9 protein-coding genes are annotated in these 11,399 nt (G+C 73.5%); 2 read left to right on the forward strand and 7 right to left on the reverse strand.

The window, feature by feature from the left end:
* Window positions 1-113 precede the first annotated feature (113 nt).
* Window positions 114-1,667 (reverse strand): glutamine-hydrolyzing GMP synthase, encoded by a 1,554-nt coding sequence (guaA, locus tag ACWEVO_RS16455; protein ID WP_452308376.1) that lies wholly within the window; start codon window positions 1,665-1,667, stop codon window positions 114-116.
* Window positions 1,668-1,755: 88 nt separating this feature from the next.
* Entirely contained in the window at window positions 1,756-3,450 is a 1,695-nt protein-coding gene (locus ACWEVO_RS16460; RefSeq protein WP_452308377.1) for an FAD-dependent oxidoreductase, read from the reverse strand.
* Window positions 3,451-3,593: 143 nt separating this feature from the next.
* Between ACWEVO_RS16460 and ACWEVO_RS16465 the strand changes: the two genes are divergently transcribed.
* Window positions 3,594-4,706: an LCP family protein gene (locus ACWEVO_RS16465; protein WP_452308378.1), complete on the forward strand. Its 1,113-nt coding sequence runs from the start codon at window positions 3,594-3,596 to the stop codon at window positions 4,704-4,706.
* A gap of 1 nt (window position 4,707) precedes the next feature.
* Here ACWEVO_RS16465 and ACWEVO_RS16470 read toward each other — a convergent pair whose 3' ends face one another.
* The 4 genes from ACWEVO_RS16470 to guaB form a co-directional block, all read right to left on the reverse strand.
* Entirely contained in the window at window positions 4,708-6,171 is a 1,464-nt protein-coding gene (locus ACWEVO_RS16470) for a M1 family metallopeptidase (protein ID WP_452308379.1), read from the reverse strand.
* 87 nt (window positions 6,172-6,258) lie between these two features.
* A complete protein-coding gene (locus tag ACWEVO_RS16475; protein ID WP_452308380.1) occupies window positions 6,259-7,650 on the reverse strand; it encodes a M1 family metallopeptidase in 1,392 nt (463 codons plus the stop codon).
* 76 nt (window positions 7,651-7,726) lie between these two features.
* Window positions 7,727-8,845 (reverse strand): GuaB3 family IMP dehydrogenase-related protein, encoded by a 1,119-nt coding sequence (locus ACWEVO_RS16480; protein WP_452308381.1) that lies wholly within the window; start codon window positions 8,843-8,845, stop codon window positions 7,727-7,729.
* A 36-nt stretch (window positions 8,846-8,881) separates the two neighbouring features.
* Window positions 8,882-10,444, reverse strand: coding sequence for an IMP dehydrogenase (guaB, locus tag ACWEVO_RS16485; RefSeq protein WP_452308382.1), 1,563 nt, complete (start codon window positions 10,442-10,444; stop codon window positions 8,882-8,884).
* Window positions 10,445-10,642: 198 nt separating this feature from the next.
* On the opposite strand from guaB, the gene ACWEVO_RS16490 reads away from it, so the two are divergent.
* The gene (locus ACWEVO_RS16490) at window positions 10,643-11,047 is read left to right on the forward strand and encodes a DUF5319 domain-containing protein (RefSeq protein WP_452308383.1); all 405 of its coding nucleotides are present in this window, start codon (window positions 10,643-10,645) and stop codon (window positions 11,045-11,047) included.
* Window positions 11,048-11,066: 19 nt separating this feature from the next.
* Here ACWEVO_RS16490 and ACWEVO_RS16495 read toward each other — a convergent pair.
* Window positions 11,067-11,399, reverse strand: a 333-nt coding sequence (locus ACWEVO_RS16495) for a response regulator transcription factor (protein WP_452308384.1), incomplete at its 5' end; no start/stop codon positions are given.

Below are 11,399 nucleotides of genomic sequence, written 5' to 3' on the forward strand. Positions count from 1 at the left end.
CGCGCCGGCCGCCGGACCGGCACCGCAGCCGGCCGAGGCGCCGTGGCCGACGCCGGAGCCGGAGACCCGGCCGGCGCCTCAGCCGCCGACGCCGCCCGCGGCGTGAGCCGGGCTCACTCCCACTCGATGGTGCCCGGCGGCTTGCTGGTCACGTCCAGGACCACCCGGTTGACCTCGGCGACCTCGTTGGTGATCCGGGTGGAGATCCGGGCCACCACCTCGTACGGCAGCCGTGACCAGTCGGCGGTCATCGCGTCCTCGCTGGAGACCGGGCGCAGCACCACGGGATGCCCGTAGCTGCGCCCGTCACCCTGCACGCCGACGCTGCGCACGTCGGCCAGCAGCACCACCGGGAACTGCCAGACGCCCCGGTCCAGGCCGGCGGCGCTGAGCTCCTGCCGGGCGATCAGGTCGGCCTTGCGGAGCACCGCCAGCCGCTCCTCGTCGACCGCGCCGATGATCCGGATGGCCAGACCCGGCCCGGGGAACGGGTGCCGCCAGACCATCGCCTCCGGCAGGCCGAGCTGCAGGCCGATCGTGCGCACCTCGTCCTTGAAGAGCGTGCGCAGCGGCTCCACCAGGGCGAACTTCAGGTCCTCCGGCAGGCCGCCGACGTTGTGGTGGCTCTTGATGTTGGCGGTGCCGGTGCCGCCGCCGGACTCCACCACGTCCGGGTAGAGGGTGCCCTGCACCAGGAACTCGACGTCGCCGTGCGCGGCGATCTCGCGGGCGGCCGCCTCGAAGACCCGGATGAACTCCCGACCGATGATCTTGCGCTTCTGCTCCGGGTCGGTCACCCCCGCGAGGGCCCCGAGGAACCGCTCCCGGGCGTCGACCACCTTGAGCTTGATGCCGGTGGCGGCGACATAGTCCTTCTCCACCTGCTCGGCCTCGCCGGCCCGCAGCAGGCCGTGGTCGACGAAGACACAGGTGAGCTGGTCGCCGACGGCCTTGTGCACCAGCGCCGCGGCGACCGCGGAGTCGACCCCGCCGGAGAGGCCGCAGATGACCTCCTTGTCGCCGACCTGCTCCCGGATCCGGGCCACCTGCTCGTCGATGATGTTCTCGGACGTCCAGGTGGGCTCGACCCGGGCGATGTCGTAGAGGAAGCGGGTGAGCATCTCCTGGCCGTGCGCGGTGTGCCCGACCTCGGGGTGGAACTGCACGCCGGCCCGGCGGCCGGTCAGGTCCTCGAACGCGGCGACCGGCGCGCCCGCCGACGCCGCGGTGACCGTGAAGCCGACCGGGGCCTCGGTGACGCAGTCGCCGTGGCTCATCCAGACCGGCAGATCGTCCGGGAGGTCGCGGAGCAGCACGCCGGCCTCCGGGCGGGGGTGCAGCGGGGTGCCGCCGTACTCCCGGTTGCCGGTCTGCGCCACCGTGCCGCCGAGGGCCTGGGCCATCGCCTGGAAGCCGTAGCAGATGCCGAAGACCGGCACGCCGGCGTCGAACATCCCGGCGTCGATCTGCGGGGCGCCCGGCGCGTAGACGCTGGACGGACCGCCGGACAGGATGATCGCGGCCGGGTTCCTGGCCAGCATCTCGGACACCGGCATGGAATGCGGGACGATCTCCGAGTAGACCTTCGCCTCGCGCACCCGGCGCGCGATGAGCTGGGCGTACTGGGCTCCGAAGTCCACCACGAGGACGGGGCGAGGCGTGCTCATGTGCAGAAAGCCTACCGACAGTCACCCTCTCCCCGGGCCGCGCCCCGGTGTGTCGCGCGCCGCCTCCCGGCAGCCGGGTCCGCTCGGCTCAGGGACGCAGCGCGGCGGGAGCGTGCGCCGGGACGGCCGGGTCCCGGGGCGGGACCGGCTGGAGCCGCCGGTACGCCGAACCCAGCGGCGGCCGGGAGTCCTCCTCGCCCTTGTTGGGCCAGAACGACATCGCCCGCTCGGCCTGGGCGGTGATGGTCAGCGACGGGTTGACCCCCAGGTTCGCCGAGACCGCCGCCCCGTCCACCACGTGCAGGCCCGGGTGGCCGTAGACCCGGTGGTACGGGTCGATCACACCGCGCTCGGGGGTGTCGCCGATCGCCGCGCCGCCGAGGATGTGCGCGGTCATCGGGATGTTGAACGGCTCGGTCAGCGCGCCACCGGGCGTGCCGTCGATCTCCTCGGCGAGCAGCCGGACCGCCTGGTTGCCGGTGGGGATCCAGGTCGGGTTGGGCGCCCCGTGCCCGGGGCCGGAGACCAACCGCCGGCCGAACGGGCCGCGCCGCAGCCGGGTGGTAAGCGAGTTGTCCACCGACTGCATGACCAGGGCGATCACGGTGCGCTCCGACCAGTTGCGGACCGACAGCATCCGGGCGGCCAGGCCGGGCTGGGTGACGATGCTGCCCAGCCAGCGTCGGACCCGGCGCGGGCCGCCGTCGACCAGCAGCGACTGGAGCAGGCCCATCGCGTTGGAGCCCTTGCCGTACCGGACCGGCTCGATGTGGGTCTGCGGGTCGGGGTGGAACGAGCTGGTGATCGCCACCCCCTCGGTGAAGTCGAGCCCGCGCTCCCGGGCCTGCCGGGGCCCGACCGAGGCGCCGAGGATCGCCTCCGAGTTGGTCCGGGTCAGCTCGCCGAGCCGGGGCGAGAGCCCGGGCAGCGCACCGGTGGCCCGCATCTCGTGCAGCAGCCGCTGGGTGCCGAGCGCGCCCGCGGCGAAGACCACCTGGTCGGCGTGGATCACCTGGCGGCGCCTGCGCAGCCAGGCGCCGGTGCGCTCGGTGTGCACGTCGTACCCGCCGGCCGCCGGCCGGACCGCGGTCACCGTGGTCAGCGGGTGGACCTGGACACCCAGCCGCTCGGCCAGCCAGAGGTAGTTCTTGACCAGGGTGTTCTTGGCGCCGTGCCGGCAGCCGGTCATGCACGCGCCGCAGTGGTTGCAGCCGGTCCGCTCCGGCCCGGCGCCACCGAAGTACGGGTCGGCGACCCGCTCGCCCGGCCGGCCGATGTGAACGCCGACCGGGGTGGCGTGGAAGGTGTGCCCGACCCCCATCCGCTCGGCCACCGCCCGCATCGCCCGGTCCGCGCCGGTGTGGATCGGGTACGTGGTGACCCCGAGCATCCGCTTGGCCTGGTCGTAGTGGCGGGCCAGCTCGTCGCGCCAGTCGGTGATGTCCCGCCACTGCGGGTCGGTGTAGAAGGCGTCGAGCGGTTCGTAGAGCGTGTTCGCGTAGACCAGCGAGCCCCCACCCACCCCGGCGCCGGAGAGCACCAGCACACCACCGCCGGCCTTCCGGTCGGCCGAGCGGAGCAGGGTGATCCGTTGCAGGCCGTAGCAGCCGAGCTTCGGGGCCCAGAGGAACCGCCGGGCCCGCCAGGAGGTCTCTGGGAACTCGTCGTCGGCGAAGCGCCGGCCGGCCTCCAGGACACCGACCGAGTACCCCTTCTCGGCGAGCCGGAGCGCGGTGACGCTGCCACCGAAGCCGGAACCGATGACCACCACGTCGTACCGCATGAACGCATCATTACCGACGGGTAGCTATAGCGCCAGCAAGAGTTTTTCGCAGATCATGCAGAGCGCTCGATGAGCCGGATTCCCAGCGCTGCAACCGGCGGCACGCCTCGCGCGTCGAGTGGGTACGGGCGGAAGGAGAACCGATGCGACGACGGTGGATGCTCGGACTGGCGGCGCTGGTGGCCGTGCTGGTGGTCGCGGCCGGTGCGGTGGTGGTCGCCCGGCTGGTCGCCCGACCGGCACCCGGCCCGGTCGCCGGCTCCGCCACCCCGAGCCCGTCGGCCCTCCCGTCGACGCCACCGGCCCCGGCCAGCCCGGCCAGCCCTACTCCGCCCCCCGGCGCCGACCTCAAGGGCCCGCTCAACCTGCTGCTGGTGGGGGTGGACACCCGGGTCAGCGTGCCGGGCTGGGAGCCGCACGCCGACTCGGTACTGGTCCTGCACGTGCCGGCCGGACTGGACCGGGCGTACCTCTTCTCGCTCCCCCGCGACCTGGTCGTCGACATCCCGCCCTACCCGAAGGCCGGGTACCCCGGCGGCCGGACCAAGCTCACCCACGCGATGAGCTACGGCAGCCGGGTCCCGGGCGACAAGCTGCACCCCAGCACCGCCCAGGGGTACGAGCTGCTGCGCAGCACGGTCAGCCGGTACACCGGCCTGCGCATCGACGCCGGCGCGGTGATCACCTTCGGCGGCTTCGACAAGCTGGTGGACACCCTCGGCGGGGTCGATCTCTACGTCGACCAGCGGGTCGCCTCGATCCACCGCCGGCCCGACGGGCGCTACCGGGACCGGGTCGGCGGCACCTACGTGGGGCCGCAGATGGTCTACCAGCCGGGCAACCGGCACCTGACCGGCTGGCAGGCGCTGGACTACGCCCGGCAGCGGTACACCGCCGGCGGCGACTACACCCGGCAGCGGCACCAGCAGCAGCTCATCCGCGCCCTGGCCCGGAAGATCCTCGACCAGGGGCTGGCCCGGGACCCGGACCGGGTCCAGCAGGTGGTCGCCGGGCTCGGCCGGACCCTGGTCTACGTCGGCGGCGGACGCCGCCTGGTCGACTTCGCGTACGCCCTCGGCGGGGTGCCGGCGACCGGCTTCGTCCTGGTCGGGCTCCCCGGCGACGCGGTGGGTAGCGGCGGATCGTACCGGGGCGAGCAGCTGAAGCCGGTGGGCCGTCAGTTCCTCGCCGCGCTGCGCGCCGGTAAGCCCGACGCGTTCCTCGCCGGGCACCCGTCGCTCAAGGTCAGGACGTGACTCAGAGGGGTTTCGGCTCAGCGGGGCGCTCGGTGCCGTAGAGCCAGGCGTCGAAGAGCTTGTCGAGCTTCTTGTGCGAGACCCGCTCGGCGAGCGCGACGAACTCGGCCGTGGTGCCGTTGCCGTTCTTCTTCTCCGCCGCCCAAGTGCGCAGGATGGTGAAGAAGGCGGTGTCGCCCACGGCCACCCGGAGCGCGTGCACGGTCATCCCGCCGCGGTCGTAGACCGACCGGCCGAACAGGTTCGCCACCCCGGGCCGGCCCGGCGGGGTACGCCAGACCTGCCCGGACGCCGTCGCGTACTTCTGCTCGAAGGTGTGCTGCACCGTCGAGGAGCCGGTGTGCTCGGCCCAGAGCCACTCGGCGTACGTCGCCAGCCCCTCGTTCAGCCAGATGTCCTGCCACCGGGCCAGCGACACGCTGTCGCCGAACCACTGGTGGGCCAGCTCGTGCGCGACCACCCCGGTGTTGTCGCCCTGCCGGAAGAACCCGGCCGAGTAGACCGGGCGGCTCTGCGTCTCCAGCGCGTACCGGATCCGGTCGTCGGCCACCACCACCCCGCCGTACGCGTCGAACGGGTACGGCCCGAAGACGCTCTCCAGGTAGTCGGCGACCTCGACGGTCCAGGCCACCGACCGGTCCGGGGCGCCGTCGGCCACCTTCGTGGTGACCGCGCTGTACACCGGCCGTCCCTTGTGCGTACCGGTGGTGACCCGGAACTTCCCGATCACCACGGTGGTGAGGTAGCTGGCCATCGGCGCGCCCTCGGACCAGGCGAAGGTGGCCCAGTCACCGCGCACCGTCCGTCCCTTCGGGACGCCGTTGCTGACCGCGGTGAACTCCTTCGGCACCGTGATCTCGATGTCGTAGGTGGCCTTGTCGGAGGGGTGGTCGTTGACCGGGTACCAGGTGCTCGCCGACTCCGGCTGGCCCAGCGCGACGGCCCCGTCGGAGGTGTGCAGCCACCCGCCGTCGCCGATCACGTCGTTGCGCAGGGCGGCCGGCACGCCGTCGTACCGGATCTCCGCGACGAAGCCGTTCCCGGAGGTCAGCGCGGTGGCCGGGGTGATGACCAGCTCGTCGTCGGCGCGCGCGTGCCGGGCCGTCACCCCGTCCACGGTGACCGAGCGGACGGTCAGCCCGGCCAGGTCGAGGTTGAACGCGGAGAGGTTGGCGGTGGCGGTGGCCCGCAGCGTGGTGGTGCCGCTCAGCCGGTCGCTCGCCGGGTCGTAGCGGACTTTCACGGTGTAGTGGAGGACGTCGTACCCGCCGTTGCCGTAGCTCGGGAAGTAGGGATCGCCGGCGCCCGCCGCGCCGGGCCCGACGCTCCGGGAGGCGCTCGGCGTCGGCGCGGCCGACGTCGGGTCGGCCGATCCGGCGTCGGTCGACCCGCAGCCGCCGAGCAGCAGCGCGCCGGTGACCAGCAGCCCGAGTCGTCGTCGTGCACCCCGCCGCGCCAGCGCCATCGTCTCGATCCCTCCCCGGGCGCGCGAGCCGACCCGCCCCGGGCCGCTCCGCCCGCGGCAGCCTACCGACCGACGGTCACGCGCGCGTCACGGCAGGGCCGGCGCGGTCACGCCCGCCAGCCAGGCGTCGAGGAGCGGGCGCAGCGGACGGCCGGCCACCCGCTCGGCGTACCGGGCGAAGTCCGCGGTGGTGGCGGTGCCGTCCCGCCGCTCGGCCAGCCAGCCGCGCAGGATCCGGAAGAACGTCTCGTCGCCGACCGCCCGGCGCAGCGCGTGCACGGCGAGCGCGCCGCGCCGGTAGACCGGGTCGCCGAACAACGCCGCCCGGCCCGGGTCCAGCGAGGGTTTCGTCCAGTCGGTGGCCGCGTAGGCGGCGGTGAAGGACTCCGCGACGCTGCGGCCACCGTCGTGCTCGGTCCAGAGCCATTCCGCGTACGTGGCGAAGCCCTCGTTGAGCCAGATGTCCTGCCACCTGGCCAGCGACACGCTGTCGCCGAACCACTGGTGGGCCAGCTCGTGCGCGACCACCTCGGTGTTCGGCTCCTCCCCCCGGAAGAAGCCCGGCCCGTAGACCGGCCGGGTCTGGGTCTCCAGTGCGTACCGGATCCGCTCGTCCGCGACCACGATCCCGCCGTACGCGTCGAACGGGTACGGCCCGAACCGGCCGGCCAGGAAGTCCGCGACCTCGCCGGTGCGGGCCACCGACGCGGCGGCCGGCCCGTTCGCGGGCAGCCCGGCGGCGACCGCGGTGACCATCGGCCTGCCGGCGTGGGTGCCGGTGGCGACCCGGTAGTTCCCGATCACCAGGGTGGTCAGGTAACTGGCCATCGGGGACGCCTCGGCCCAGCGCCAGGTGGTCCAACCGTCCTGACCGGACCGCCCCTGCGGCACGCCGTTGGACAACGCGGCGAGCCCGTCGGGAACGGTCACCGCCAGGTCGTACGTGGCCTTGTCGGAGGGGTGGTCGTTGACCGGGAACCAGGTGCTCGCCGACTCCGGCTGGCCGAGCGCGATCGCCCCGTCCGCGGTGGCGTGGAAGCCGCCGTCGCCGAGCTCCCCGTTGGGCAGCGGCTGCGGCACCCCGCCGTAGCCGACCTCGACGGTGAACCGTTTCCCGGCCGGCAGGCCGCGGGCCGGGGTGACGACCAGCTCGTTACCGTCGCGCCGGTGCTTCGCCGGGGCGCCGTCGACGCGTACCCGGTCGACGGTGAGGCCGGCCAGGTCGAGGTGGAACCGGGACAGGCCGCTGGTGGCGGTCGCGGTGACGGTGGCCTGGCCGGTGAGCCGGTCGTCGGCCGGGTCGTAGCGCAGGCGCAGCGCGTAGTGGTCGACGTCGTAGCCGCCGTTGCCGGCTCCCGGCACGTACGGGTCGCCGGCGTCGGGCGCCCCCGGCCGGAACCGGCCGTCGTGACCGGTGCACCCGCCGACCAGCAGGGCGACGGCCAGCACCAGCGCCGGCCAGCCCCACCCCCGCGTCACCCGCCGAGCCTAGAACGCGCGACGGCGCGGGTGGGACGGAATCCGCACCCGCGCCGTCGTCGGCGTCCGCCTCCGGTCAGCGGTCGAGGACCAGGCCGACCTTCTGGAACTCCTTGAGGTCGCGGTAGCCGCACTTGGCCATCGCCCGGCGCAGGCCGCCGAAGAGGTTGAGCTGACCGTCGGGCTCGTCGGCGGGGCCGAAGAGCAGCTTCTCCATCGAGCCGAGCGGCTCGCCGGCCACCTCGAACGCGCCGCGCGGCAGCGACGGGTGGCTGGCCGCCGAGTGCCACCAGGCGCCGCCGGCCGGGGCCTCCTCGCACAGCGAGAGCGGCTCGCCGAGCATCACCGCGTCGGCGCCGCAGCCGAGCGCCTTGGCGATGTCGCCGGAGGTCTGCATGTCACCGTCGGCGATCAGGTGCACGTACCGGCCGCCGGTCTCGTCCAGGTAGTCGCGGCGGGCCGCGGCGGCGTCGGCGATGGCGGTGGCCATCGGTACCCGGATGCCGAGCACCGACTCGGTGGTCGACCAGTCGTCGCCGCCGATGCCGACGATGACGCCGGCCGCGCCGGTCCGCATCAGGTGCAGCGCGGTCTTGTAGTCGGTGCAGCCGCCGACGATGACCGGCAGGTCGAGGTCGGCGATGAACTCCTTGAGGTTCAGCGGCTCGTCGGTGGTGGAGACGTGCTCGGCGGAGACGATGGTGCCCTGGATGACCAGGATGTCCACGCCGGCGTCGAGGATCACCGGGGCGAGCGCGAGGGTGTGCTGCGGGGAGACCCGGACGGCCACCGTGCCGCCGCCGGCCCGCAGCTCGCGGACCCGCTCGGCGATCAGGTCGGGGCGGATCGGCTCCGCGTACACCTCCTGGAGGCGCTTGGTGGCCCGGGCCTCCTCGTCCAGGCCGGCCAGCTCCTCCAGGATCTTGGTCGGGTTCTCGTACCGGGTCCAGAGGCCCTCGACGTTCAGCACGCCGAGACCGCCGAGCTGGCCGAGCCGCACCGCCGAGGAGGGGCTCATGGTGGCGTCGGACGGGTGCCCGACGCACGGGATGCCGAACTGGTACGCGTCGAGCTGCCACGCGGTCGAGACGTCGTCGACGTCCCGGGTGCGGCGGCTCGGCACGATCGCGATGTCGTCCAGGTGGTAACCGCGCTGCGCGGTCTTGCCCAGCCCGATCTCGACCACGTCACGCATGGGTCACTCCAGGTGTCTTCGGGGGTGATGGGGGAGTCAGCGGGTGTGGTAGTTGGGCGCCTCGACGGTCATCTGGATGTCGTGCGGGTGGCTCTCCTTGAGCCCGGCCGCGGTGATCCGGATCAGCTGGCCGCGCTGGTGCAGCTCGGGGATGCTCTCGGCGCCGGAGTAGCCCATCGCCAGCCGCAGTCCGCCGACGAGCTGGTGGGCGACCTGGGCCAGCGGACCGCGGTACGGCACCTGGCCCTCGACGCCCTCCGGGACCAGCTTCTCGTCGCTGGTCACATCCTGCTGGAAGTAGCGGTCCTTGGAGTACGACTTGGCCTGGCCGCGGGACTGCATCGCACCGAGCGAGCCCATCCCCCGGTAGGCCTTGTACTGCTTGCCGTTGATGAAGAGCAGCTCGCCCGGGCTCTCCTCGCAGCCGGCCAGCAGGCCGCCGAGCATCACCGTGTCGGCGCCGGCCACCAGGGCCTTGGCGATGTCGCCCGAGTACTGGATACCGCCGTCGCCGATCACCGGCACGCCGGCCGGGCGGGCCGCCCGGGCGGCCTCCATGATCGCCGTGATCTGCGGTACGCCGACCCCGGCGACGATCCGGGTGGTGCAGATGGCGCCCGGGCCGACGCCCACCTTGACGCCGTCCGCACCCGCGTCGACCAGCGCCTTCGCCCCGGCGTAGGTGGCGACGTTGCCGCCGACGATGTCGATGGCCACGTCCTTCTTGAGCCGGGCGACCATCTCCAGCACGGCCCGCTGGTGGCCGTGCGCGGTGTCCACGATCAGCACGTCGACGCCCGCGTCGACCAGCGTCCGGGCCCGCTTGTACGAGTCCTCGCCCACGCCGATCGCGGCGGCCACCCGGAGCCGGCCGGCCGGGTCCTTGGTGGCGTTCGGGTACTGCTCGCTCTTGGTGAAGTCCTTGACCGTGATCAGCCCGCGCAGCTTGCCGGTCTCGTCGACGATCGGCAGCTTCTCCACCTTGTGCTGGCGGAGCAGCGACAGCGCCTCGTCCTTGCTCACCCCGACCGGAGCGGTGATCAGCGGGGTGTGGGTCATGATCTCCCGGACCGGGGTGGCCGGGTCGGAGACGAAGCGCATGTCGCGGTTGGTGACGATGCCGACGAGCTGGCCCTGACCGTCGACCAGCGGAACACCGGAGATGCGGTAGCGGCCGCAGAGCGCGTCGACCTCGCGCAGGGTGTCGTCGGGGCTGGCGGTCACCGGGTTGGTGATCATGCCCGACTCGGAGCGCTTCACCAGGTCGACCTGGAGCGCCTGGTCCTCGACGGAGAGGTTGCGGTGCAGCACGCCGATGCCGCCCTGGCGGGCCATGGCGATCGCCATCCGCGCCTCGGTGACGGTGTCCATCGCGCTGGACAGCAGCGGGATGTCCAGCTCGATGCTGCGGGTGAGCTTGGTACGGGTGTTGACCCGGCTCGGGACGACGTCCGACTCGCCCGGCTGGAGGAGCACGTCGTCGAAGGTCAGCCCGAGCGGCACCACCCGCGCCGAGCCGGCCGGCAGCTCGGGCAGATGACCGCCCAGCTCGCCGCCGTTGAGGCCGGCAGGAAGGTCGGTGCTGGGCGAATTCTCCACGATTGCTCCCCTGAGCGGTTCGGACGGGCTTCGGCGAGGCGGCGCGCGCGGGCACCGGGGCACGCCGCAGTGCGGGCGCGTCGTTTCATCGTACCCATTGAGCTGGGCCGCCCCGGGCAGCGGCGGGTCCGGGTAGGCGGGGCCACAGCGACCGCCCGTGGGCGGGCTTTCCGGCCTCGCGGGGACTACGGTGAGGGGGTGCACGACGAGCCCATCGACCCGTTCAACGGCGACCCGGCCGATCCGGCTGCCGGCCTGCACGACCCGCGCGAGGACGATTCGCTCGACCCGCTGACCGAGGTCGAGCGGCAGGACGTCCTGGAGGATCTCGCCGACCTGGAGATCTACCAGGCGCTGCTCCAGCCGATCGGGGTGCGCGGTCTCGTCATCGAGTGCGAGGACTGCCGCGAACCGCACTACTTCGACTGGGACCTGCTCCGCGGCAACCTGCGCCACCTGCTCAACTCGGGCCGGCCCCGGGTGCACGAGCCGGCGTACGACCCGGACCCGGACCACTACGTCAGCTGGGATTACGCCCGCGGCTACGCCGACGGCGTGCACGACACCCTGACCGAGGGCACCGAGGACTCCGCCGAGGAGTGACGGGCCGGCGCCGGATCGGTCAGGCGACCAGGCCGGCGCGGAAGCCCGCCGCGACGGCGTGCGCCCGGTCCCGGGCGCCGAGCTTGCGGAAGAGCCGGCGGGCGTGGGTCTTGACGGTGTCCTCCGACACGAACAGCTCCCGCCCGATCTCCGCGTTGCTCTTCCCCTCGGCCATCCCCAGCAGCACCTGAAGCTCCCGCTCGGTCAGCCCGATGGCGCTGCGCGGGCTACGCCCACCGCCCCGCGCGGCGCCGCCCGGCGGCGTCGGCTCCGGCTCTCCGCCGGGCGCCTCGGCCGGGTCGTCGCCGCGCTGCACCGGCACCACCGTGGGCGCCCCGCCGGGGCCCTCCCC

Source organism: Micromonospora sp. NPDC003776, assembly GCF_053605645.1.